The sequence below is a fragment of the Aeromicrobium phragmitis genome (assembly GCF_003674095.1).
Taxonomy (GTDB): domain Bacteria; phylum Actinomycetota; class Actinomycetes; order Propionibacteriales; family Nocardioidaceae; genus Aeromicrobium; species Aeromicrobium phragmitis.
In genome coordinates this window covers 19692-43720 of record NZ_RDBF01000003.1, presented here as the reverse complement: position 1 = coordinate 43720, position 24029 = coordinate 19692, and the positions used below count along the sequence as shown (strand labels likewise).

The window sequence follows — 24029 nt, the reverse complement described above, 5'->3', positions numbered from 1 at the left end:
CCGCTGACGCGATTCGCTCTCGACCGCTGGGGAACACCGATTCCATGAGCGATCGACCGAGTTGGTGGGGTTCACCAGCCCCCGCGAGCAGTCCCGACGAGTGGATGGACGACGCCGATTTCGACGACATCGTCGTCGGTGCCGGCATCACCGGGACGGTCACCGCGTTGCTGCTGGCTCAGGCCGGGCGGCGGGTCGCCATCCTCGAGGCGCGTTCCGCCGGAGCGGGAACCACCGGCCGCTCGACCGCCAAGGTCACCGCGTTGCAGGGTGTCCGCACCTCCCGCATCGAGCGCCATCACGGGCGCCAGGTCTCCAGCGCCTACGCCGCCGCCCAGCTCGACGGCCTCGACTGGCTGGTGCGCTTCGCCGAGGACAACCCGGGCTGGCTGGAACAACAGGACGCTTACACCGTCGCGCAGTCTGCTCCCCAACGGTCCACGACCGTCCGCGAGCTGCAGGCGGCGCGGCGGGCCGGGCTTCCGGTGGAGTGGACCGAGGAGACCGAGCTGCCGTTCCGGACCTTCGGAGCGGTGGTGCTGCGCGACCAGGCCCAGGTCGATCCCATGCTCTTCATCGGCGACGTCGTGGGGCGGTTCCGCGCCGGCGGAGGGCGGCTCGTCGAGGGCGTACGCGTCACCGAGGTCCTTCCCGACCGGAACGGATATCGGGTCCGGACCGACCACGGGGAGGTCCGGTCCCAGACGGTGACGGTGGCGACCGGGACACCCATCCTCGACCGCGGTGGCCACTTCGCGCGACTCCACCCGGAGCGCTCCTACGCCCTCGTCACCGAGACGGACGACGAACCGCCGCACGGCATGTATCTGACCGCCGGATCGTCACCGTGGTCCGTCCGCTCGACGATGCGCGACGACCGCCGGGTGTTGCTGACCGGCGGGGCGGGACACGTCACCGGCCGCGGCCCGTCGGAGAGTTCCTGCCTGCGTGAACTCAAGGCCTGGACGCGCATCCACTTCGACGCCACGACCGAGCTCTCCTCGTGGTCCGCCCAGGATTACTCCACCCCGGACGGCCTACCGATCGTCGGCCAGATCGCCGGGGAGGACGGCCTCTACACCGCCACGGGATACGCCAAGTGGGGGTTCACGAACGGTGTGGCGGCAGCCCTCGACGTCAGCGGGAGGATCCTCGGCGACCGCCCGCCCTGGGCGTCCAGTCTCTACCGGAACCGGGCGACGCTGCGCAAGGCGGTCGGCCTCGTCAACTACAACCTCGGCGTCGCGGCACAAGGCGCCCTGCGCTGGACGAAGGGACTCACGCAGACGGGGCCGAGTGCGCACGAGCCGACCGTGGTGCGTCAGGGAGCAACCCCCACGACGACCGGCCCGCGTGAACTGTCGGCCGTCTGCACCCACTTGCAGGGCGTCGTCCGCTGGAACTCGTTCGAGGAGTCCTGGGACTGCCCCCTGCACGGTTCGCGGTTCGACGAGGACGGCGGCGTGATCGAAGGGCCGGCCGTGTGTCCGCTGCGCGCCAAGCACGAGCACTACGACCGATCGCCGTCGTAGACGATGCCCTCGGCCGTGACCCGCGCGCCGGCGGAGGGGACGTGGTCGGTCAGCCGCCCGTCATGACCCAAGTGCCGCACCTCGACGCCGTGCAGGAGGACGGCGGCGTCGCTGATCAGCCGGCGATGACAGCGCCACCACAGACTCTCGCTGCACATGACGGCCACCGGCGGCTCGGTCGCGAGCTGCGCGAGCAGTCGGTCCATGCCGTCGCCGAACTCCGCGGTGCGCATATGCGCCGCGTATGCCCGGAACTGCTCCACGCGCCACCATCGGTCGGTCGCCGGGTCCACGCCGGGGTCGAGCCGTCGCCGACCGCCCAGCCGGGCGTCCCAGCGATAGTCGATACCGGCCGCGGGCAGCCAGCCGGCCAGGGCATCGGAACCGACGTCCGGGTTCCGGCGGCTGCCGGGGTATCGGCGCACGTCCACCACGCTGCGGACTCGGGCGGCGATGAGCAGCGCGGCCAGTTCGGCACGATCCGCCGTGCCGTGCCCGAAGGTCAGCAGCGACATCCGGCCGTCGTCAGGTCGTCTTCGTGCGGCGCAGCAACTTGTGCGAACCGTCGCACCATGGTCGGGTGGCGGACTTGCCGCAGCGGCACACGGCACTGAACGGGCGCTCGGTCTCGAAGACCTCCCCGGACTCGTCGGCGACCCGGTGATGACCGCGCAACAGCATCGGGCCGTCCGGGCACATGATGACGTCGGGCTCGTCGACGCTCATGCGGCGTCCCACTGTCGGAGGATCTTGCGCGCGTAGCGCGCTTCGAGCTCCAGACAGGTCGCTGCTCCGAAGAGCACGCTGTCGCGCTGGTCGGGCTCCTCCTCGACGAGGACGTCGCAGATGAGCCGGAGGGCGAGCTGCTCGTGAACCGCGTCGGCTTCGACGTGCTCGTCGTAGTAGTGCGCCACCGGTTCGGGGAAGCCGAGGCGGCGCAGGCCCTGCGCCATCTGCCGGGAGGGGAGGGAGCTCGTGGCCTCGAAGACCGCGAGGTGTCCCAGCCCGGCACCACGCCAGCGCCGGTGAAGACCGAACAACGACATCGCGTTGTTGAGCTCGAGGATCTCCACGGGTGCCTCGTCGATGTAGCGGCCGTACGTGTCGTCGAGTTCGGCAGCCCGGAGGCCGTCGGCGAAGAGCCGGTGGTGCAGCCGCGACGGCTGCCCTGAGCCGTACTCGTCGAACTGGAGGCCGGCGAGCGCGGCCTTCGGTCCGGCCTCGAGCCGCGGCACGATCCAGGACACCGGATCGGACTCCTTGAGGTGATAGATCGACCGGTGTTGCAGCACGGTGCGCACCTGGTCGCCCGTGGCGCGGCGCTGGACGAAGCGCGCGATGGAGGGCGCGTCGTCAACGGCGATGAGCTTCTCGATCACCTCGGACACGGGGCCGGCCGCCTCGGGGATGCTGACCCACGTGCGAAGCCGCTCCTCGAAGGAACGCTCCAGGTCCCGGCGCAGCCGAAGGAGGTCGGGGTCCCACTCGCGGTCGGCGTCCACCTCGTCGAAACCGCGATAGTGCAGCTCATACAGCGCCCACAGGGCGATCTGCTCGTCATCGGGCGAATCGGGCCGTGGAATCGACCGCTCGGACACAGCGTCGTTCGCGGCGAGCGCAGCGAAGAGCTCCTCGCTCAGGCGGCCTCGCGCAGCCGGTAGCACCACATTCGCTCCTCGATGACGGACGGAACTTCGTCCTCATATCAACACCTCCTCGCCCGGTCCGCCACTCGACGAAGGTGTCCGCCGGTCGCGGAGCCGCCGCTTCCTCAGGTCCGACGAGGGTTGGTCACAGGATTTTGTCAGGAAGACCGTGGAAGGTGGAGTGCGTCAACGTCACCGCCCGAACGGAGTCTCTCCTGATGCACCGATCTCACCGGTTCCTGGTCCCTGTCCTCCTCCCGGCGTTCCTGTTGAGCGCCTGCTCCTCGGACTCGTCGTCGGACGACGAGGAATCGGCGGACCAGTGCCGCGAGTACACGTCCGGGGACTCCAGCGACGCGGTCGACGTGTCGGGGACTTTCGGCGAAACGGAGCCGGAGGCCACGTTCGAGGCACCCCTCGATGTCGACGGGCTCCAGCGAACCGTCGTGGACGAAGGCGACGGCGAATCAACGCAGCCCGGTGACGCTCTCTCGACCATCGTCACGGTCTACAACGGCACGTCCGGTGAGTACGCCTTCTCCGAGAACGCCGAACTCGCGGTGGGTGACGAGCAGATCTTCGAGGCCTTCGCCGCCGGGATCGAGTGCGTCCCGATCGGCTCACGCGTCGTGACGGTCGCGTCGGTCGCCGATGTCTACGGAGACCAGGGAAATCCCGACCTCGGGCTGAACGCCACTGATTCGATGGTGATCGTGACCGACGTCGTCGAGCGCGATGTGCCGCCCGAGCCGGCGGAGTGGACCGAGAACGTGCCCGAGGTCGAGTTCGGCGACGACGGCACGCCGTCCGTCACCCTGCCGGACACCGATCCGCCCGGGGACCTGCTGCTCACGGTGCTGGAGGAGGGCGACGGGCAGGAGGTCGAGGACGGCGATGCGGTGACCGTCGACTACCAGGGCACCAGCTGGGACACCGGCGAGGTCTTCGACCAGAGCTATGGCAAGGAGCCGGCCACCTTCACGACGAGCGGAGTCGTGGAGGGATTCGAGGCGGCGCTCGTCGGTCAACGAGTCGGGACGCGTCTGCTGGTCAGCATCCCGCCGGAGTTCGGCTATGGCGAGGACCCCGCTGCCGCCGAACTCGGTGGGCAGACGCTCGTGTTCCTCATCGAGATCAAGAGCGTCGAGTAGCCCGGACGCCACGACACGACGAAGCCCCCGCCGGAAGGATCCGGCGGGGGCTTCGTGGTGCGTGGCAGGTAGAGGATTCGAACCTCTGAAGGCAATGCCGGCTGATTTACAGTCAGCTCCCTTTGGCCGCTCGGGCAACCTGCCAGGACACGTCACCGTGGGGTGACAGCATGCAACACTACCGCAGCCCCCTAGGGTGGGAGAAACCAGCCCCACCCGTCAGGAAGTGAAGCACTCATGGCCGATTCGTCCTTCGACATCGTCAGCAAGATCGACCGTCAGGAGGCCGACAACGCCCTCAACCAGGCCGCTCGCGAGATCGCTACCCGGTACGACTTCAAGAACACCGGCGCCGGCATCGAGTGGAAGGGCGAGTTCGGGATCGAGATCACCGCCAACGCCGAGGAGCGTGCGCTGGCCGTGCTCGACGTCTTCCAGGAGAAGCTGGTCAAGCGCGGCATCTCGCTCAAGGCGCTGGAGACCGGAGAGCCCCGTCAGTCCGGCAAGGACGTCAAGATCGACGGTTCGTTCGGTCAGGGCATCAGCACCGAGCAGGCCAAGAAACTCAGCAAGCTCATCCGCGACGAGGGTCCCAAGGGCGTGAAGGTCCAGATTCAGGGCGACGAGTTGCGCGTGTCGGGCAAGAAGCGCGACGACCTGCAAGCAGTCATCGCGCTCGTCAAGGGTGCCGATCTCGACTTCGCGGTGCAGTTCACCAACTACCGTTGAGCCGTCCGGTGACGAAGAGGCTCACAGCGAAGTCGGCGCCGGCCTGGAAGGGCTCGAGATCCCACGTCGCGAACCGCTGGGTGAGGCGTAGTCCGGCGGCCTGCGCGTCTCGGTCCAGCGCCTCCACCCCGTAGTCGCGGTCCAGTCGGAAGCCGATCAGGAGTTTGCCGGCGGGTCGCAGATGTGCCGCGAGGCGTTCCAGCACGTTGGCCTCGGTGCCTTCGGCGAGGAACACCATGACGTTGCCCGCCATCACCGCGGCGTCGAACCGCGTCCCGCCGAGATCGAGCGTCGCGAGGTCGGCGACCTCGTAGCGGGGACCGGGGTGGTCGACCCGCGCCGCCTCGATGAGCACGGGGTCGACGTCGACGCCCACGACATCGTGACCGCGCTCGTGGAGAGCACCGGCGATCCGGCCCGGGCCGCAGCCGGCGTCGAGGATCCGAGAGCCCGGCGGGACGATCGCGTCCACCAGCCGTGCCTCACCGGCGAGGTCCGCCCCTTCGGCGGCGAGCGAGCGGAACCGCTCCACGTACCACTGCGAGTGACCGTCGGGGGTGTCGGTGAACCAGCGCGGGGTCGTCATGCTCCCATCCTGCCGCACGGCATGACAGTGGCCGGGCGTACATTGCGACCGTGGCAGAGCAGTCTCGCGGCGGTTTGTTCTACGGGGTCGCGGCCTACGTGTGCTGGGGCCTGTTTCCGCTCTACTGGCCGCTGCTGGAACCGGCCGGCGCCTTCGAGGTGCTCGCGCACCGCGTGGTGTGGTCGCTCGTGCTCTGCATCGGCCTGCTCACCGTGGCCCACCGGTGGTCGGCGTTCGGCACGATCGTCCGCAACCCTCGCCAGCTGCTGTGGCTCGCCCTCGCCTCCGTCGTCATCGCGGTCAACTGGGGCGGCTTCATCTGGGGCGTCAACAACGGGCACGTCATCGAGGTGTCGCTCGGCTACTTCATCAATCCGCTCGTCACGGTGCTGCTCGGAGTCGTCGTGCTCAAGGAGATTCTTCGGCGCGCGCAGTGGCTGGCCTTGGCTCTCGGGACGATCGCCGTCGTCGTGCTGACGATCGACTACGGACGCCCCCCGTGGCTCGCGCTGACGGTATCGGGGTCGTTTGCGGTCTACGGCTTTCTCAAAAAGCGCGCCAACCTCGGCGCCCTCGAGGCGCTCGGCGTCGAGACGGCGATCCTGTTCCCGTTCGCTCTCACGTTCCTGCTCGCACTGCAGCTTCGCGGGGACCTGGCGTTCGGTCATGCCGGGGCGGGCAACCTGGCCCTCTTGATGGGCACCGGCGTGGTCACCGCGATCCCGCTGCTGCTGTTCGGTGCGGCGGCGACGCGGCTCAACCTGTCGACGATCGGCCTGTTGCAGTATCTCGGCCCGATCCTGCAGTTCATCCTGGGACTCACCGTCTTCGGTGAGCAGATGGGCTCGGCCCGGTGGTTCGGGTTCGTCCTCGTGTGGCTCGCGCTGGTGGTCTTCACGGTCGACGCGTGGCGCTCACGCCGCCGCTCCCTGCGACAGGCCGCGGAGGGCTCGACCGTCCTCTGATTTCACCGCCCAGCCAGCACACCCTCGCGCACCCCCGAGCGGTGACCTACCACGCACTTCACCCCCGCGGGTGCGTGAAAACTCACCGCCCAGTCGGCACATGCGGGAAGACTCACCGCCCAATCGGCACGTGCGGGAAGGCTCACCGCTCGCAAGCGAGGGTCAGCCGAGTCGGGTGACGACGGTGTCGCACAGCTCGGCGAGCGCGGCTCGAGCCGAACTCTCCGGGAGCCTGTCGAGCAGGGCCCGCGAAGCGTCCGCCTCGCCGTGCACGTACGCGCGGGCTTCGTCCATGGCCCGGTGGGTCCGCAGTTCGGCGAGCGTCGCCTCGACGGTCTCCTCGTCGGTGATCGGTCCGGCGAGCAACTCGCGCAGCCGCGCGTCGGCGGGATCGGTCGACCGGCGCACCAGCAGCGTCGGCAATGTCGGCACACCCTCGCGCAGATCGGTTCCGGGTGTCTTGCCCGAGTCACCGCTCTCGCTGGCGATGTCGATGATGTCGTCGGCCAGCTGGAAGGCGATGCCGATGCGCTCACCGAACTCCAGCAGGGTCTCCTGCACCTGGGTGCTCGCGCCAGACATCTTGGCGCCGAACAGGGCGGCGGTCGCGATGAGGGAACCGGTCTTGTCCGCCACCACGTCCAGGTAGTGCTGAAGCGGGTCCTCCCCGTCGGCCGGACCGATCGTCTCGCGGATCTGTCCCTGAACGAGCCGAGCGAAAGTCTGCGCCTGGATGCGGACGGCTTCGGTGCCGAGTTCGGCGACGAGGTGGGACGCCTGCGCGAACAGGTAGTCGCCGACGAGGATGGCGATGGAATTGTCCCAGCGCGCGTTGGCGCTCGGCGCTCCCCGCCGCACGGCGGCTTCGTCCATGACGTCGTCGTGGTACAGCGTGGCGAGGTGGGTCAGCTCCACCACCACGGCGGCCGGCACCACATCGGCGGAGTCGGGGTTGCCGAACTCCGCACACAACACCGTGAGCAGCGGGCGGAATCGCTTGCCGCCCGCACGCTGCAAGTGCGCTGCCGCCTCGGCGAGGAAGGGCTCGGGACTGTCGACCGAACGTGCGAGGAGCTCCTCGACCCGATCGACCCCGTTCTGGACGCGCGTCGTCAGACCCGGGTCGTCGAACGACACTCCTACAGCCACGCGGTTCTCCTCAGCAGTGACGACTCAGCGCACGAACGCACCGGCGTGCTGCACGACATCGAGCATCGGCCCGGGCACGATACCGAGCACGACCGTGGCGATCGCGGCCAGCGCAATGACCACGGTAGTCAATACACCCGGGGCCGCGACCGCCGGGCCGTCCCCGACCGGCTCGGTGAAGAACATCAGGACGACGACGCGCACGTAGAAGTACGCCGCGAGCGCGCTTGCCAAGACGCCGATGACGACGAGCGGCCAGGTGCCGCCGGCCCACGCCGCGGCGAAGACACCCCACTTGCCGATGAAACCGGCCGTCAGCGGAATGCCCGCGAACGAGAGCATGAACAGCGTAAACGCACCGGCGAGCCACGGCGACTGCCGGCCCAGCCCCGCCCACCTGGCCAGATGGGTCGTCTCCCCGGCCGAGTCGCGCACGACGGTGACGATTGCGAAGGCGCCGATGGTCGCGACACCGTAGACGAAGAGGTAGAACAGCACGCTCGAGACCGACGTCACCGAGAGCCCGTCGGCGACGCCGAGGTACGCCGCGGAGAAGCCGACGAGCAGGAAGCCGGCGTGGGCGATCGAGGAGTAGGCGAGCATGCGCTTCACGTCGGTCTGGGCGATCGCCACGATCGATCCGAAGACCATGGTCAGCACGGCGACGACCCAGATGGTCGGCCGCCAGTCCCAGGACGCGCCACCGAAGGCGACGAAGAACACCCGCATCAGCGCGACGAACGCGGCGGCCTTCGTGGCTGCGGCCATGAAGGCCGTGACCGGCGTCGGCGCCCCCTGATAGACGTCCGGGGTCCACGCGTGGAACGGCACGGCCCCGATCTTGAACAGCAGCCCGACCGCGATCATCGCCATCGCGACGAGCAGCAGCCCGCCGCTGTCGCTGCGGGCGGTCACCGCTTCGTCGATCAGCGTGAGGTTGAGGCTCCCGGCGTATCCGTAGGCCAGCGCCGCGCCGTAGAGGAAGAACACCGAGGAGAAGGCGCCGAGCAGGAAGTACTTGAGCGCGGCCTCCTGGCTGATCAGTCGCCGGCGGCGCGCGACGGCGCACAGAACGTACAGCGGCAGCGACAGCACCTCGAGCGCCACGAACATCGTGATGAGGTCGTTGGCGGTGGCGAAGAGCATCATGCCCGACAACGCGAACAGCACCAGCGGGAAGACCTCGGTGTGCTCGAGCCGGTGGGTGACGGCCTCGCTCTCCTCGCGCGATCCGGGCACGTCGGCCGCCCGGCCGGTGAACGGGCTCAGGCCGGCTTCGAAGCGGCGCTCGGCGAACAGCCCCAGACTCAGCAGCGCGAAGACGACGAGCACGATCCAGGTCAGGACCCCAGGGCCGTCGACCGTGACGGCGCCTTCGGCCTCAACCGCTCCGCGGGCCACGCGTTCGGCCTCGGCGACGTCGGGCAGGTCGAGGTAGACCATGACGCTGGCGACGAGCGCGATGACGAGCCCGACCGCGGTCACGACCGCCTGGACGAGAAAACGACGTCGGCGCGGCAGCGCGGCCTCCAACACGAGCCCGAGCACGGCGAAGCCCGCGACGACGAGCAGCGGCGAGAGCGCGACGTAGTCGATCTGCGCTGCGGGGATCGGGGTGTCGGCGGTGGGCGCGATCATTCGTGTGCTCCTTCGCTCGCCCCGGCTTCGACCGGATGAGTGGGGACTGGATCACCGTCGGAGACCGCCGCGACCACCGGGCCGAGCGCCGGTTCGATGACCGACAGCAACGGCTGCGGCACGAAGCCCAGCGCCACGATCAACACGACGGCCGGTGCGAGCGCCGCGACCTCGCGACGGTCGAGCTCGCGCACCCCCTCCGAGCCGGGAGCGAGTGGACCGGTCATGGTGCGGCGGTACATCAGCAGGATGTACAGGGCGGCCAGGATGATGCCGAGCGTCGCCGCGACCGCCAGCGGCCGCGAGACCGTGAACGTCCCGGCCAGCACCATGAACTCCGAGACGAACGGCGCGAGGCCGGGCAAGGACAGGCTAGACAGGCCACCGATCAGCAACACCCCGGCGAGCAGCGGCGCGACCTTCTGTACCCCGCCGAAGTCGGAAATCCGGGCCGAGCCGCGGCGCGCGATCATCATGCCGGTCACGAGGAACAGCACGGCGGTCGAGAGCCCGTGGTTGAACATGTACAGGGTCGCCCCCGCCGTGGACAGCGTCGTGAACGCGAAGATCCCGAGGATGATGAAGCCGAAGTGCGACACCGAGGTGAACGCGATGAGCCGGCGAAGATCGTCCTGCCCGATCGCCAGCAGGGCCCCGTAGAGGATGCTGACGACGGCGAGAATGAGCACGACCGGGCTGGCCCACTGCGAGGCGCCCGGGAAGATCTCCAGGCACCACCGGATCATCGCGAACGTGCCGATCTTGTCGACGATGCTGACCATCAGGACGGAGGTCGACGCCGAGGCGGAGGCCGCTGCGTCGGGCAACCACGTGTGCAGCGGCCACAGCGGCGCCTTGATCGCGAAGGCGATGAAGAAGCCCAGGAACAGCAGACGCTCCGTCCCTTCGCCGATCTCGAGGCCGAGGAGATCGCTGTGCAGGAAACTCGGCTCGCCGGCCTCGGCGGTCAGCGCGTAGAGGCCGACGATGGCCGCGAGCATGAGCAACCCACCGACGAGGTTGTAGATGAGGAACTTCACCGCCGCGTACGACCGCCCGGCGCCGCCGTAGGCGCCGATGAGGAAGTACAGCGGCACGAGGGTGGCCTCGAACAGGACGTAGAACAAGAAGACGTCGGTCGCGGCGAACACGCCGATCGCGAGTCCCTCCAGCGCGAGCATCCAGGCCAGATAGCTGTTGGTCCGGCTGGGGTCGGGAAGGCGGTCGCCCCATGCGGCCAGGATCACCAGCGGGGTCAGGATCGTGGTGAGCAGCACCAGGGTCAGGCCGATGCCGTTGAGGCCGAGCGCGTAGTGCGCGCCGATGGCCGGGATCCACTCGCGTTCCTCCACGAACTGGTAGCCCGCACCCGGGTCGTACTGCAGCGCGATGACGATCGCGAGCACCAGGGCGACGACCGACACCAGGAGCGCGACGGCCTTCGCACTGCGCGGGTCGGCCGACCGCGGCCAGAACGCGAGAACGAGCGCCCCCACGAGGGGCGTCAGGGCCAGGACAGTCAGCATCATCCGAGGGTCACCGCCAAGAGTCCGAGGACGACGACGAGAGCGCCGCCGAAGATTCCGAGGGCATACGAGCGGACGTAGCCGGTCTGCGTGGCCCGCAGCCCCTGCGAGGCCTCACCGATGCGGTCCGCCGTGCCGGTCACCAGGCCGTCGATGCCCCGGGCGTCCAGCCAGACGAGGAACCGGGTGAGGTAGCGCACCGGGAAGACGGCCAGCACCCCGTTGACCTCGTTCGTGTAGATCTCGTGCCGCCCGGCCCGGGTGAGGATCGAGACGTCCGTGTCCGCCGGTGCCGTGTCGGGCACGTCGCTGCGGAACAACCACACCGCGAGCGCCACCCCGGCCGCGACGAGCGCGACGACCGCCAGCTGGATGACGATGACCGGAGCGGGGAGTTCGTGGTGCTCGGCGTGGCCGGCGACCGGTTCGAGCCAGTCGCCGATCCAGTTGCCGAGATAGAGCGCGCCGCCGAGCACCGAGAGCGCTGCCAGCACGATGAGCGGCACGGTCATGACGCTCGGGGACTCGTGCGGGTGCACGCGGTCGCGCCACCGCCGCTCGCCGAAGAAGGTCATCATCATCAAGCGCGTCATGTAGAACGCGGTGATGGCCGCGCCGATCATCGCGCCGAGGCCGATCCAGAGGTTGTGCGCGAGGGCGGCCTCGATGATCTTGTCCTTGCTGAAGAAGCCGGACATGCCGGGGAAGCCGATGATCGCGAGGTAACCGAGCCCGAAGGTGGCGAAGGTGATCGGCATGGCCCGCCGCAGCGCGCCGTAGTGCCGCATGTCGACGTCGTCGTCCATCGCGTGCATGACCGAACCGGCCCCGAGGAACATGTTGGCCTTGAAGAAGCCGTGGGTCAGCAGGTGGAAGATCGCGAACGCGTAACCGGCCGGACCGAGGCCCGCGGCCAGCATCATGTAGCCGATCTGGCTCATCGTGGAGCCGGCCAGCACCTTCTTGATGTCGTCCTTCGCGCAGCCGATCCAGGCACCGACGAGGAGCGTGACGAGTCCGACGACGATGACGAACGTGCGGGCGACCTCCGAAGCGTCGTAGATGCCGGCCGAGCGGACGACCAGGTAGACGCCGGCGGTCACCATGGTGGCCGCGTGGATGAGCGCCGACACCGGGGTGGGACCTTCCATGGCGTCGAGCAGCCAGGCCTGCAGCGGCACTTGGGCGGACTTGCCGCAGGCACCGAGCAGGAGGAGCAGGCCGAGCGCGGTGGCGGTGGTGGCGCTGACGTCGCCGACGGCGCCGTTGACGGCCGCGATCGACGTGGTGCCGAAGGTGGCGAACATCGTCATGATCGCGATGACCATGCCGACATCGCCGATGCGGTTCATGATGAACGCCTTGTTCGCCGCGGCGGCCGCCGAGGGCTTGTGCTGCCAGAAGCCGATGAGCAGGTAGGACGCGAGGCCCACCCCCTCCCAGCCGAGGAACAGCACGAGGTAGTCCGCGGCGAGCACGAGCGTGAGCATCGCGGCGACGAACAGGTTCAGGTAGGCGAAGAATCGACGGCGTCGCTCGTCGTGCGCCATGTAACCGATCGAGTAGACGTGGATGAGCGTGCCGACGCCGGTGATCAGCAGGACGAACAGGCTCGACAGCTGGTCGACGGTGAAGGCGAACTCGACGTGGAAGCGCGCGGTCTCGATCCAGGTGCCGAGCGTCGACGTGACCGAGCGGTCGTCGGCCTCGCGCCCGAGGAGCTCGACGAACATGACGAGTCCGAGCACGAAGGCGGCGGCCGAAGCCGCCGTCGCGATCAGGTGGCCGAACGCGTCCGATCTTTGGCCCCACAGCAACAGGAGGGCCGCTCCGGCGAGCGGGATGGCGATGAGCAGCCAGGACAACTCGAGCATCGTGCTCCCTCCCCTAGGCCTTCAGCAGGTTCGCCTCGTCGACCGAGGCCGAACGACGCGTGCGGTAGATGGACACGATGATGGCCAGGCCGATGACGACCTCGGCCGCGGCGACGACCATGACGAAGAAGGCGGCGGTCTGCCCGTCGAGGTTGCCGTGCTGGCGCGCGAAGCTGACGAACGCGAGGTTGGTGGCGTTGAGCATGAGCTCGACGCACATGAAGACGACGATCGCGTTGCGGCGCACGAGGACGCCGACCGCGCCGATCGTGAACAGCAGGAACGACAGGGTGATGTACTCGGTCACGCCGCCCTCCACGCCTCGGTGGTCGAGGAGGGCTCCCCCGCCTCGGTGGTCGAGGAGGGCTCCCCCGCCTCGGTGGTCGAGTAGGGCCGAGGAACGAGGCCCGTATCGAGACCACGCACCGTCACCTGGTCTCGCCTCCGCCGGGTGCCGTCCCCGCGCATGGTCCTCACGATGGATCCTCCTCGTCGCCGCGTTCGATCTCTTTCGCACGGCGCTGGGCGGCGCTGATGTCGACATCGGTGCGCTCTTGACCGCGCTTGCGCAGGCTGTCGGGGACGGACTCCTCCGCCGGCGAACCGTCCGGCAGCAGGGCCGGGACGTCGACCCCGTTGTGGCGCGCGAACACGCCCGGTGTCGGTGGGTTGCCCGGATGCCGTCCGGTCTCGGCGTACTCGCGCATGCGTTGGCGCTGCACGTCGATCTGCGTGCGCCGTGGCGAGAGCCGCTCGCGGTGGGCGAGCACCATCGCGCCGAGCACCGCGGTGATCATCAGCGCCGCAGTGAACTCGAACGCCACGACGTACCGCGTGAACAGCAGGGCGGCGAGCCCCTCGACGTTGCCGTCGGCGTTGGCCTCCTCGAGGCCGACGGTGGAACTCACGACGACCTGTCCGACGGCCACCGACATCGTGACGGCGAACAGCACCCCGACGACGGCCGCGGCCAGCCGCTGCCCCTTGATGGTCTCCACCAACGAGTCGGTGCGGTCGACGCCGATGAGCATCAGGACGAAGAGGAACAGCATCATGATCGCGCCGGTGTAGACGATGATCTGCACCGCGAACAGGAACGGAGCGTCCTGGAGCGCGTACATCACCGCGAGGCCGATCATGACCACCGCGAGGCACAGCGCCGCGTGCACCGCCTTCTTGGCGAACAGCAGCCCGAGCGCGGCGAGGACCATGAGCGGTGCGAGCACCCAGAACGTGGTCATGACTCCTTCTCCACGATCGGCAGGGTCTTGCCCCGGTAGTAGTCGTGATGGTCGTCGCTGATGAGCATCTCGTGCGGCGGCTCGACCATGCCGGGCAGCAGCGGCGCCAGCAGATCCGACTTCTCGTAGATGAGGTTGGCGCGATCGTCGTCGGCCAGCTCGTACTCGTTCGTCATCGTGAGCGCGCGGGTGGGGCACGCCTCGATGCACAACCCGCACAGGATGCAGCGCAGGTAGTTGATCTGGTAGACGCGCCCGTACCGCTCACCGGGGCTGTACCGCTCGTCCTCGGTATTGCTCGCACCCTCGACGTAGATGGCGTCGGCCGGGCACGCCCAGGCGCACAGCTCGCAACCGACGCATTTCTCGAGTCCGTCGGGCCAGCGGTTGAGCTGATGACGTCCGTGGAAACGCGGCGCCGTCGGGACCTTCTCCTTCGGGTACTGCTCGGTGACGGGCTTTTTGAACATCGTCCGGAACGTCACGCCGAATCCGGCAATCGGATCCCACAGGGTCTCGCGCAGAGTGCTCACAGTCGGCCCTCCTTCGAGGCATCGCGGTCAGTGGTGGCACGGTCCGGCATCGGGGGAACCGGATAGCCGCCGGCGAAGGCGTCGAACTCCGCCGGAGCCTCGTCCTCGGGAGCAGCCGGCTCCTGCGGCTTCTTCTCCGGGATGAGGAAGGTGGCGAGCAGCAGGACCGCTACGACGCCGGCCGCCCAGAGGACGGTCTGCTGCGTGAACAGCTCCTCCTGCATCGCCTTGCGCATGAACGCCACCGCGATCGTCCAGCCGAGCGCGATCGGGATGAGCCACTTCCAGCCGAAGTGCATGAACTGGTCGTAGCGCATCCGCGGCAGCGTCCCCCGCAGCCAGATGAACAGGAAGATGAACAGCAGCGTCTTGCCGAGGAACCAGATGACGGGCCAGTAGCCCTCGTTGGCGCCGGGCCAGATCTGCGCGATGCCGAACGGCGCGCGCCACCCGCCGAGGAACAGCGTCGTCGCCAGCGCGGAGACGGTGACCATGTTGATGTACTCGGCGAGGAAGAACATCGCGAACTTGAACGACGAGTATTCGGTGTGGAATCCGCCGACCAGTTCGCCCTCGGCCTCGGGGAGGTCGAACGGTGCGCGGTTGGTCTCGCCGACCATCGCGATGACGTAGATGATGAACGAGGGCAGCAGCGGCAGGAAGAACCACCACTGCTCCTGCGCGGCGACGATCTCCGAGGTGGACATCGACCCGGCGAAGATGAAGACGCTCACGAACGAGAGGCCCATCGCCACTTCGTAGGAGATCATCTGGGCGCTGGAGCGCAGACCGCCGAGCAGGGCGTAGGTGGAGCCCGACGACCAGCCGGCGAGCACGATGCCGTAGATGCCGACGGACGTCACGGCGAGGATGTACAGCACCGCCACCGGAAGGTCGGTCAGCTGCAGCGCGGTGCGCACATCGGTGAACGGGATCGTCACCTCGGGTCCGAACGGGATGACCGCCCAGGCGAGGAAGGCCGGCACCACCGCGAGGATGGGCGCCAGGAAGTAGACGATCCGGTCGGCGGCCTTGGGGAAGACCTCTTCCTTGAGGCCGAGCTTGACGCCGTCGGCGAGGCTCTGCAGGAGCCCGAACGGACCGTGCATGTTGGGCCCGACCCGGTGCTGCATCCGGGCGACGACCCGCCGCTCGAACCAGATGTTGAACAGCGTGTAGAGGACCAGGATCGCGAAGATCAGCAGTGCCTTGAGCAGCACGACCCACATCGGGTCGTTACCCCAGAGGTTCTCGCTCATGCTTCGTCGCCTCCGTTCGCGGCCGGTGTCTCGGGGCTCAGCGTGACGCGGTCACCGAAGCCGGCGGCGAGCAACGCGCGCACGTGCACACCCTCCGAGCGGGCCGGGACCCAGACGACGCCGTCGGGCAGGTGGGCGACGTCGGCGATGAAGACGGCGTGCCCCGCCGGCGTGGAGAGCCTCGCGGCAGCCCCCGGCTCGACACCGGCAGAGGCGAGCGTCGCGGCGCTGGCCTTGAGACGCGCCGCCCGCGCGGTGGCGCGGTACTCACCGGCACCGTCCTGGAGGCGGCTGTCGTCGATCGATTGCGACCACGTGTCGAGGGTGACGGTGCCCACCGGCCCGGCACCGCGAGCGGGGGGCGCCTTCGCGGCGGCAGGTCGCGCACCGTCCCACGTCCCGAGCTCCTCGAGTTCGGCGCGGGCCTGACCGACCGTGCGGACGCCGAGCGGAGCGCCGAGTTCTTCGGCGATACCGGCGAGCACCCGCACGTCGGGCAGCGCACCGGTGTCGAGGACCGTCTCGAACTGGCGCGGTCGACCCTCCCAGGTGAGGAAGGTGCCGGGCTTCTCGACCGGCGGGGCGACGGGCAGGACGACGTCGGCGAACGGGGTGACGTCGCTGAGCCGCACCTCGAGACTGACGACGAACTCGGCTGCGGCGAGCGCCGCGGTCGCCGCCGCGGGGTCGGGGAGGTCGGCGAGTTCGAGCCCGCCGAGCACGGCCGCCTGCAGGTCGCCGGCGGCGAGCGCGGCGACGATGCCGGCGGTGTCCCGTCCCGGCGCGGCCGGAAGGCTCTCGACTCCCCAGGCGGCCGCGAGGTCGGCCCGGGCCTCGCCGTCGCCGACGGGACGGCCGAGCGGGAGGAGGGTGGGCAGACAGCCGGCCTCGACGGCACCGCGGTCGCCCGCGCGTCGGGGAACCCACCCGATCCGGGCGCCGGTGCGCTCGGCGAGTGCCGTGAGCGCCGTCAGCCCGCCGGGCACCTGCCCGAGCCGTTCGCCGGCGAGGACGATGTCGGTCTCGTCGAGCCGCAGGTCGGCGAGCGCCTGGGGCTCACCGCCGGGCACGACCTGCACGAGCTCGGCATCGAGCTTGGCGAAGCCACGCGTGCGGTGGCTGGCGACGGCGACCACCTTGACACCGCGTTTGATCGCTTTGCGGAGCCGCAGGAAGATCGTGCCGGCCTCGTCCTCGGGCTCCAGGCCCACGAGGACCACGGTGCCGGCGGTCTCCAGCGCCGAGTAGGTGACCTCAGGCCCGCGGCCCGCCACCTGACTGGCGAGGAAGTCGGTCTCCTCGGCGCTCAGCGGCCGCGAGCGGAAGTCCACGTCGTTGGTGTTCAGGGCCACCCGGGCGAACTTCGCGTAAGCGTAGGCGTCCTCGAGCGTCAGCCGGCCGCCGGTGAGGACGCCGGTGGCCTTCCCCGCGAGCCCGCGCGCGGCGACGGCGAGGGCGCCGGGCCACGACGTGGGCACGAGTTCGCCGCTCCCCGGGTCGCGAACGAGGGGCGTGCGAAGCCGGTCCTCCTGGAACGACCAGGTGAAGGCGAAGCGGTCCTTGTCGGTGATCCACTCCTCGTTGACCTCCGGGTCGTCCCCCGCGAGCCGGCGCATGACCTTGCCGCGCCGGTGGTCGACGCGGATGGCCGCCCCGCACGAGTCGTGCTCGGCGATCGACGGCACCGAGACGAGGTCGAACGGGCGGGACCGGAAGCGGTAGTCCGCACTCGTCAGCGCCCCGACCGGGCAGATCTGGATCGTGTTGCCCGAGAAGTAGGAGTGGAACGGCTCGCCGTCGGCGATGCCGATCTGCTGCTGCGCGCCACGCTCGAGCAAGGCGATGAACGGGTCTCCGGCGATCTCCTCGGAGAATCGGGTGCAGCGCTGGCAGAGCACGCACCGCTCGCGGTCGAGCAGCACCTGTTCCGAGACGTGCACCGGCTTGGGGAACAGCCGCTTCTGGTCGATGAACCGCGACTCGCCGTTGCCGTGGCTCATCGCCTGGTTCTGCAGCGGGCACTCGCCGCCCTTGTCGCAGACCGGGCAGTCGAGCGGGTGGTTGGCGAGGAGGAACTCGAGGTTGCCGCGCTGCGCCTTGTCGGCGACCGGCGAACTGACCTGGGTCTTGACCACCATGCCCGGGGCGACCTCGAGGGTGCACGACGCCTGCGGCTTGGGCATGCCGCGCCCGTTGCCGGCGTCCGGCACCTCGACGAGGCACTGCCGGCAGGCACCGACGGGTTCGAGCAACGGATGGTCGCAGAACCGCGGGATCTCCACGCCCATGAGTTCGGCGGCGCGGATCACCAGCGTGCCCTTGGGGACGCTGACCTCGACGTCGTCGATCGTCAGCGTGACGAGCTCGATCGGTGCCGCGTCGGTCGATCCGGATTCGGTCACGGTCACGATGCCGCCCCCTTTCCAGCGAGCGCGGTCGCGGCGAACAACGTGGACGCCGACGGCGGGAAGAGCTCGGCCGACGGGGTCGTCAGTCCGGCCTCGAACTCGTCCCGGAAGTACTGGATGGCCGAGGTGATCGGGCTCGTGGCGCCGTCGCCCAGCGCGCAGAAGGACCGCCCGAGGATGTTGTCGCACAGGTCGAGCAGCGTCTCAATGTCGCCCGGCTGACCCTCGCCGCGGTCGAGCCGGCGCAGGATCTGCACCATCCACCAGGTGCCTTCCCGGCACGGGGTGCACTTGCCACAGGACTCGTGCTTGTAGAACTCGGTCCAGCGCAGCACGCAGCGAACGACCGACGTCGTCTGGTCGAAGATCTGCAGCGCCTTGGTGCCGAGCATCGACCCGGCGGCGCTCACGCCCTCGTAGTCGAGCGGCACGTCGAGGTGCTCGGCCGTGAGGATCGGGGTCGAGGAGCCGCCGGGGGTCCAGAACTTGAGCTCCGCGCCGTCGCGCATCCCGCCGCTGAGGTCGAGCAGTTCGCGCAGGGTGATGCCGAGCGGGGCCTCGTACTGTCCCGGGCGCTTGACGTGCCCGGACAGCGAGTAGATGGTGTGGCCCTTGCTCTTCTCGGTGCCCATCGAGCCGAACCAGGAGACGCCGCCGCGCACGATGGCCGGCACCGACGCGATCGACTCCACGTTGTTGATGACCGTAGGCGAGGCGTACAGGCCCGCGACCGCGGGGAACGGCGGACGCAGCCGCGGCTGACCGCGCCGGCCCTCCAGGGAATCGAGCAACGCCGTCTCCTCGCCGCAGATGTAGGCGCCGGCGCCGGCGTGCACGACGATGTCGAGGTCCATGCCGCTGCCGTGGATGTCGGTGCCCACGTGACCCGCCTCGTACGCCTCCCGGACGGCGGCGCGCAGGCGGCGGACGACGTGCAGCACCTCGCCGCGCACGTAGATGAACGCCTGGCGGGCCTCGATCGCGCGGGAGGCGATGATGACGCCCTCCACCAGGGTGTGCGGGGAGGCCATCATGAGCGGGATGTCCTTGCAGGTTCCCGGCTCGGACTCGTCGGCGTTGACCACGAGATACGTGGGGTTGGGGTTGTCCTTGGGGATGAAGCTCCACTTCATCCCGGTCGGGAATCCGGCGCCACCGCGTCCGCGGAGCCCGGAGTCCTTCACCAGCTCGACGAGCTCCTCGGGCGACAGCTGCAGCGCCTTGTCGAGCGCCTGGTACCCGCCGTGCGCCTCGTACGCGGCGAGCGTCCAGGCACGGTCGTCGGCCCAGTTCGCGGTGAGCACCGGGGTGAGGACGTCAGTCATCATCAGCTCCTCGTGCCTCGTGCATGGTGATGGTCGAGTAGCCCGCGAGCTCGCTACCGCCCGGTCGCACTCGACCACCCGTCCTCATAGCTGGTCGAGTAGCGGCGCGCTCTGCGAGCGGCGTATCGAGACCACGGAGCAGGGTGTCAGTCATCGTCGGCTCCTCCCTCGACGTCGGCCGGCGACTGCTCGGCGACGGTCTCGGCTTCGGCACGTTGCGTGTCGGCCTCGGCCGCGGCTTCCTGCTTGGTCTCGCCGCCGCGACCGGTGCCGGAGTCCTCCTCGAGCGGCGGCGCCTCCCACCCGCGTTCCTGTGCGATGCGCAGGCCGGCGAGCGACGCCTCCCCCGCCGCGGGGCCCTCGTCCACCCGCCCGTCCTCGAATCCGGCGAGCACCCGCTCGGCCTCGCGCCAGGACGTGATCTGCGCGCCTCGCGGCGACGCCACGCGCTCGCCCGCGCGCAGGCGCTCCACGAGGTCGATGGCCGACTCCGGCGTCTGCTGATCGAAGAACTCCCAGTTGACCATCACGACCGGGGCGAAGTCGCAGGCGGCATTGCATTCGACCCGTTCCAGCGTGATGGCGCCGTCGGCCGTCGTCTCGTCGTTGCCGACGTCCAGATGACCGCACAATCGCTCGAAGATCTCGTCGCCGCCCATCACGGCGCACAGCGTGTTCGTGCAGACGCCGACGTGGTGCGTGCCCATCGGACGGCGCTTGTACATCGTGTAGAAGGTGGCGACCGCGGACACCTCGGCCTCGGAGAGGTCGAGGATGCGCGCGCAGGTCTCGATGCCCTCGGTGGTCACGCGGCCCTGCACGGACTGGACGAGGTGCAGCATCGGCAACAAGGCCGACCGCGACTGCGGGTAGCGGCCCGCGAGTTCCTTGAGTTCGGCCAGCGTCGTGGGCCCGATCGGCGTCTCCGCGTGCTCGGTCGGCGTCTGGGTGACCATGCCGTCGACAGAGTCGGGCAGCGGCGACTGCGCCGGATCGTTCGTGGTCATCGATCCACTCCTCCCATCACCGGGTCGACCGAGGCGACGGCCACGATGACGTCCGAGAGCATCCCGCCCTCGCACATCGCCGACACCGATTGCAGGTTGACGAACGACGGGTCGCGGAAGTGTGCCCGGTAGGGACGGGTGCCCCCGTCGGAGACCGCGTGGCAGCCGATGACGCCCTTGGGCGACTCGATCTCGACGTAGGCCTGGCCGGCCGGCACCCGGAACCCCTCGGTCACGAGCTTGAAGTGGTGGATCAGCGCCTCCATGGACTCCCCCATGATGTGGCGGATGTGTTCGGGCGAGTTGCCCTGTCCGTCCGCCCCCACCGACAGCTGAGAGGGCCAGGCGATCTTGCGGTCTGCCACCATCACGGGCTGCCCCTCGGTGGCGGCGAGCCGATCGATGCACTGCTCGACGATCTTGAGCGACTCGGCCATCTCGTCCAGGCGGATGCGGAAACGACCGTAGGCGTCGGGCTCCTCGCGCGTGATGACCTCGAAGTCATACGTCTCGTAGCCGAAGTACGGACGCTTCTTCCGCAGGTCCCAGTCGTAGCCGGTCGCCCGCAGCGGCGGACCGGTGACGCCGAGCGCGAGGCAGCCGGCGAGATCGAGGTGACCAACGTTCTTGAGCCGGCCCATGAAGATCGGGTTGGCGTTGCAGAGCGCGGCGTACTCGGGAAGCCGCTTGCGCAGCAGCGCGACGCTGTCGCGCAACTGGTCGAGCGCCCCCTCGGGAAGATCGAGTGCCACACCGCCGGGACGGATGTAGGCGTGGTTCATCCGCAGGCCGGTGATCGTCTCGAACAGGTTGAGGATGATCTCGCGGTCGCGGAAACCGCACGTCATGACCGTCAGCGCGCCCAGCTCCATGCCGCCCGTGGCGATGGCGACGAGATGCGAGGAGACGCGATTGAGTTCGAGCATCATCACGCGGATGATCTGAGCGCGCTCGGGGATGTCGTCGGTGATACCGAGGAGCTTCTCGACGGCGGCGCAGTACACGGCCTCGTTGAAGAACGGCGCGACGTAGTCCATCCGGGTGCAGAACGTCACACCCTGCGTCCAGGTGCGGTACTCCATGTTCTTCTCGATGCCGGTATGCAGGTACCCGATGCCGGCGCGAGCGCCGAGGATCTGCTCGCCGTCGATCTCGAGGATGAGCCGGAGCACACCGTGCGTCGACGGATGCTGGGGACCCATGTTGACGACGAGGTGGTCACCTTCGATCCCCTCGACGTCGATCGTGTCCCAGTCCTGTCCGGTGACGTTGAAGACCGGGCCCTCGGGAGTCTCGGTGGTGCCCGCATACGGGTCGTCGTGGATCGTCATGAGTAACTCCTCCGCTCATCCGGCGGATCGATCATGCCGCCCTCGAACTCCACCGGGATGCCGCCGAGCCCCCGCGAGCGAAGCGAGCACAACGGCAGAGCGTCCCGAACTATCCGCTCGGCGGTCATGAGTAACTCCTCCGCTCATCCGGCACTCCTCCGCTCATCCGGCGGAGCCCCGCGAGCGGAGCGAGCACGACGACAGAGCGTCCCGCCCTTGAACCTCATCGCCACGATCGTCATGAGTAACTCCTCCGCTCATCCGGCGGATCGATCGTCCCGCCCTTGAACTCCACCGGGATGCCGCCGAGCGGATAGTCCTTGCGCTGGGGGTGACCGGGCCAGTCGTCCGGCATGAGGATGCGGGTCAGCGCCGGATGACCGTCGAAGACCACGCCGAACATGTCCCACACTTCACGCTCGTGCCAGTCGGCCGTGGGATACGTGGGCACGACGCTCGGGATGTGCGGATCGGCGTCGGGGGCGACGACCTCGAGGCGGATGTGCCGGTTGTGGGTCATCGACGTCAGCTCGTACAGGACATGCAGCTCGCGCCCGGTCTCGTTCGGGAAGTGCACGCCGCTCACGCTCGCGCAGAACTCGAATCGCAGCTGCGGATCGTCACGCAGGTGCCGGGCGGTGGCTGCCAGCTGCTCGCGGCGGATGAAGAACGTGATCTCGCCGCGATCGATGACGACCTTCTCGATCGCGTCGGTCAGTCCGTCGCCGGCCGCGAGGCGCTGAGCGACGTCGTCGTACCAGCCGCCGAACGGGGGCGTCGCCGCGCCCGGCATGATGACCGGTCGGCGCAGGCCGCCGAAGCCGGTGGTGTCGCCGGTTCCGTGGACGCCGAAGGAGCCCTCGCGGACCTCGACGATCTCCAGGTCGTGCGCCTCGGAACGCTCCAGTTCGTTCTGCGTCTCGTGCGACGGGTCCTGCGTGCGATCAGCGTCGGTCGGCTTGGGGTCCGCACCCGTGGGCGTGGCGTCGTCGCTCACCGCATGAGTCCCTTCATCGCGGAGGTGGGCGCGGCCGCCAGAGCCTCGCGCTCGGTGTCGGCGATCTCGCGCATCCGGTCCGAGCCGAGGTTGCCGTGCTGCACCTTGTCGTGGATCTTGAAGATCGCGTCGATGAGCATCTCGGGCCGCGGCGGGCACCCCGGCAGGTACATATCCACCGGGACGACGTGGTCGACGCCCTGCACGATCGCGTAGTTGTTGAACATGCCGCCCGAGCTGGCGCACACGCCCATCGCGAGCACCCACTTGGGTTCGGCCATCTGGTCGTAGATCTGCCGAAGGACCGGCGCCATCTTCTGGCTCACGCGGCCGGCGACGATCATCAGATCGGCCTGACGCGGCGACGGCCGGAAGACCTCCATGCCGAAGCGGGAGGAGTCGAACCGCGGCGCACCGAACGTCATCATCTCGATGGCACAGCACGCCAGGCCGAACGTGGCGGGCCACATCGAGGCCTTGCGGAAGTAGCCGGCGAGCCCCTCGACCGTCGAGAGGAGGACGCCGCTGGGCAGTTTCTCTTCGAGTCCCATCAGGTCCAGTCCATTCCGCCCCGACGCCATTCGTAGACGTAGGCGATCGTGATGTTGACGAGGAACAGCATCACCGCGAGGAAGGCGAACCAGCTGAGCTGGTCGAAGGCGACCGCGAACGGGTAGAGGAACACGATCTCGATGTCGAAGATGATGAACATCATCGCGGTGAAGAAGTACTTGATCGAGACGCGGCCGCCGCCCTCGGGAAGCGGGCTGGGCGCGATGCCCGACTCATAACGATCGAGCTTGGCGCGGTTGTAGCGCGCCGGACCCGTGAACGGCGCGATCCCCACGCTGAACAGCGCAAAGGCCAGGGCGATGGCTCCCAGCACGACGATCGGTACGTAATCGTTCACGACACCTCCCAGCAGACGGTGGGCGACTTTGTGAAGTGCTTCACATCATGTCGATGACCACTGTATGACGGACGCCGTCGGCGGTGTAACTGAGGTCACACTTACTTGGCCGCCCCGACGCTTTCTGCAGCACCCTACGAGCGCGAGGTCACGCCGAGGTTTCGACACGCGCGGCATCCGGTGACGAGGAGATGACCGGCAGCTGGGGTTCGCCGCGTGGTG

The 24029-nt window shown here is 68.9% G+C and carries 24 protein-coding genes and 1 tRNA gene; 4 read left to right on the top strand and 21 right to left on the bottom strand.

Annotated features, from left to right (window positions below; all coding sequences use genetic code 11):
• Nucleotides 1-44 precede the first annotated feature (44 nt).
• Nucleotides 45-1532, top strand: a complete 1488-nt coding sequence (locus tag D9V41_RS04830; protein ID WP_121793419.1) for an FAD-dependent oxidoreductase — start codon at nt 45-47, stop codon at nt 1530-1532.
• On the opposite strand, the gene D9V41_RS04825 is transcribed toward D9V41_RS04830, so the two are convergent.
• The 3 genes from D9V41_RS04825 to D9V41_RS04815 are packed head-to-tail and all read right to left on the bottom strand — an operon-like array spanning nt 1511 to nt 3199.
• Nucleotides 1511-2047, bottom strand: coding sequence for a DUF488 domain-containing protein (locus tag D9V41_RS04825; RefSeq protein WP_121793418.1), 537 nt, complete (start codon nt 2045-2047; stop codon nt 1511-1513). The two genes, D9V41_RS04830 and D9V41_RS04825, sit on opposite strands and share 22 nt — an antisense overlap.
• Before the next feature lie 10 nt (nt 2048-2057).
• Nucleotides 2058-2258: a CDGSH iron-sulfur domain-containing protein gene (locus D9V41_RS04820; RefSeq protein ID WP_121793720.1), complete on the bottom strand. Its 201-nt coding sequence runs from the start codon at nt 2256-2258 to the stop codon at nt 2058-2060.
• The gene (locus D9V41_RS04815; protein ID WP_243697156.1) at nt 2255-3199 is read right to left on the bottom strand and encodes an iron-containing redox enzyme family protein; all 945 of its coding nucleotides are present in this window, start codon (nt 3197-3199) and stop codon (nt 2255-2257) included. Before D9V41_RS04815 ends, D9V41_RS04820 begins: the two co-directional genes overlap by 4 nt.
• A gap of 197 nt (nt 3200-3396) precedes the next feature.
• On the opposite strand from D9V41_RS04815, the gene D9V41_RS04810 reads away from it, so the two are divergent.
• The gene (locus D9V41_RS04810) at nt 3397-4329 is read left to right on the top strand and encodes an FKBP-type peptidyl-prolyl cis-trans isomerase (protein ID WP_133434113.1); all 933 of its coding nucleotides are present in this window, start codon (nt 3397-3399) and stop codon (nt 4327-4329) included.
• Between the two features lie 62 nt (nt 4330-4391).
• Here D9V41_RS04810 and D9V41_RS04805 read toward each other — a convergent pair.
• Nucleotides 4392-4473, bottom strand: a tRNA-Tyr gene (locus tag D9V41_RS04805).
• Nucleotides 4474-4566: 93 nt separating this feature from the next.
• On the opposite strand from D9V41_RS04805, the gene D9V41_RS04800 reads away from it, so the two are divergent.
• A complete protein-coding gene (locus D9V41_RS04800; RefSeq protein ID WP_121793416.1) occupies nt 4567-5058 on the top strand; it encodes a YajQ family cyclic di-GMP-binding protein in 492 nt (163 codons plus the stop codon).
• On the opposite strand, the gene D9V41_RS04795 is transcribed toward D9V41_RS04800, so the two are convergent.
• Nucleotides 5042-5644 (bottom strand): class I SAM-dependent methyltransferase, encoded by a 603-nt coding sequence (locus D9V41_RS04795; protein ID WP_121793415.1) that lies wholly within the window; start codon nt 5642-5644, stop codon nt 5042-5044. The two genes, D9V41_RS04800 and D9V41_RS04795, sit on opposite strands and share 17 nt — an antisense overlap.
• Nucleotides 5645-5694: 50 nt before the next feature.
• Here D9V41_RS04795 and rarD point away from each other — a divergent pair, with 50 nt between their 5' ends.
• The gene (gene rarD, locus D9V41_RS04790) at nt 5695-6609 is read left to right on the top strand and encodes an EamA family transporter RarD (RefSeq protein ID WP_243697155.1); all 915 of its coding nucleotides are present in this window, start codon (nt 5695-5697) and stop codon (nt 6607-6609) included.
• 162 nt (nt 6610-6771) lie between these two features.
• Here rarD and D9V41_RS04785 read toward each other — a convergent pair whose 3' ends face one another.
• From D9V41_RS04785 to D9V41_RS04715, 16 genes are all read right to left on the bottom strand, one after another.
• A complete protein-coding gene (locus D9V41_RS04785; protein ID WP_121793413.1) occupies nt 6772-7758 on the bottom strand; it encodes a polyprenyl synthetase family protein in 987 nt (328 codons plus the stop codon).
• Between the two features lie 24 nt (nt 7759-7782).
• Nucleotides 7783-9396, bottom strand: coding sequence for an NADH-quinone oxidoreductase subunit NuoN (nuoN, locus tag D9V41_RS04780; protein WP_121793412.1), 1614 nt, complete (start codon nt 9394-9396; stop codon nt 7783-7785).
• Nucleotides 9393-10922: an NADH-quinone oxidoreductase subunit M gene (locus tag D9V41_RS04775; RefSeq protein ID WP_341770305.1), complete on the bottom strand. Its 1530-nt coding sequence runs from the start codon at nt 10920-10922 to the stop codon at nt 9393-9395. Before D9V41_RS04775 ends, nuoN begins: the two co-directional genes overlap by 4 nt.
• A complete protein-coding gene (gene nuoL / locus D9V41_RS04770) occupies nt 10922-12796 on the bottom strand; it encodes an NADH-quinone oxidoreductase subunit L (RefSeq protein WP_121793410.1) in 1875 nt (624 codons plus the stop codon). The genes D9V41_RS04775 and nuoL overlap by 1 nt, the downstream gene beginning before the upstream one ends.
• 13 nt (nt 12797-12809) lie before the next feature.
• Nucleotides 12810-13103 carry an NADH-quinone oxidoreductase subunit NuoK gene (gene nuoK, locus D9V41_RS04765; RefSeq protein ID WP_121793718.1) on the bottom strand — a complete coding sequence of 98 codons (294 nt, stop codon included), beginning with the start codon at nt 13101-13103 and terminating at the stop codon, nt 12810-12812.
• Between the two features lie 166 nt (nt 13104-13269).
• Nucleotides 13270-14037, bottom strand: coding sequence for an NADH-quinone oxidoreductase subunit J (locus D9V41_RS04760; RefSeq protein ID WP_121793409.1), 768 nt, complete (start codon nt 14035-14037; stop codon nt 13270-13272).
• The gene (nuoI, locus tag D9V41_RS04755) at nt 14034-14570 is read right to left on the bottom strand and encodes an NADH-quinone oxidoreductase subunit NuoI (protein ID WP_121793408.1); all 537 of its coding nucleotides are present in this window, start codon (nt 14568-14570) and stop codon (nt 14034-14036) included. Before nuoI ends, D9V41_RS04760 begins: the two co-directional genes overlap by 4 nt.
• Nucleotides 14567-15829: an NADH-quinone oxidoreductase subunit NuoH gene (nuoH, locus tag D9V41_RS04750; RefSeq protein WP_121793407.1), complete on the bottom strand. Its 1263-nt coding sequence runs from the start codon at nt 15827-15829 to the stop codon at nt 14567-14569. The genes nuoI and nuoH overlap by 4 nt, the downstream gene beginning before the upstream one ends.
• A complete protein-coding gene (locus tag D9V41_RS04745) occupies nt 15826-18237 on the bottom strand; it encodes an NADH-quinone oxidoreductase subunit G (RefSeq protein ID WP_121793406.1) in 2412 nt (803 codons plus the stop codon). Before D9V41_RS04745 ends, nuoH begins: the two co-directional genes overlap by 4 nt.
• Nucleotides 18234-19562: an NADH-quinone oxidoreductase subunit NuoF gene (nuoF, locus tag D9V41_RS04740; RefSeq protein WP_121793717.1), complete on the bottom strand. Its 1329-nt coding sequence runs from the start codon at nt 19560-19562 to the stop codon at nt 18234-18236. Before nuoF ends, D9V41_RS04745 begins: the two co-directional genes overlap by 4 nt.
• Before the next feature lie 146 nt (nt 19563-19708).
• Nucleotides 19709-20518 (bottom strand): NADH-quinone oxidoreductase subunit NuoE, encoded by an 810-nt coding sequence (gene nuoE, locus D9V41_RS04735; RefSeq protein WP_121793716.1) that lies wholly within the window; start codon nt 20516-20518, stop codon nt 19709-19711.
• A gap of 47 nt (nt 20519-20565) precedes the next feature.
• A complete protein-coding gene (locus D9V41_RS04730) occupies nt 20566-21900 on the bottom strand; it encodes an NADH-quinone oxidoreductase subunit D (RefSeq protein WP_121793405.1) in 1335 nt (444 codons plus the stop codon).
• On the bottom strand, nt 21897-22028 hold the full coding sequence (locus D9V41_RS18580; protein ID WP_279432331.1) for a hypothetical protein: 132 nt from the start codon (nt 22026-22028) through the stop codon (nt 21897-21899). The genes D9V41_RS04730 and D9V41_RS18580 overlap by 4 nt, the downstream gene beginning before the upstream one ends.
• A 110-nt stretch (nt 22029-22138) precedes the next feature.
• The gene (locus D9V41_RS04725) at nt 22139-22897 is read right to left on the bottom strand and encodes an NADH-quinone oxidoreductase subunit C (RefSeq protein WP_121793404.1); all 759 of its coding nucleotides are present in this window, start codon (nt 22895-22897) and stop codon (nt 22139-22141) included.
• Nucleotides 22894-23448 carry a NuoB/complex I 20 kDa subunit family protein gene (locus tag D9V41_RS04720; protein WP_121793403.1) on the bottom strand — a complete coding sequence of 185 codons (555 nt, stop codon included), beginning with the start codon at nt 23446-23448 and terminating at the stop codon, nt 22894-22896. The genes D9V41_RS04725 and D9V41_RS04720 overlap by 4 nt, the downstream gene beginning before the upstream one ends.
• On the bottom strand, nt 23448-23807 hold the full coding sequence (locus tag D9V41_RS04715) for an NADH-quinone oxidoreductase subunit A (RefSeq protein ID WP_121793402.1): 360 nt from the start codon (nt 23805-23807) through the stop codon (nt 23448-23450). Before D9V41_RS04715 ends, D9V41_RS04720 begins: the two co-directional genes overlap by 1 nt.
• Nucleotides 23808-24029: the final 222 nt, after the last annotated feature.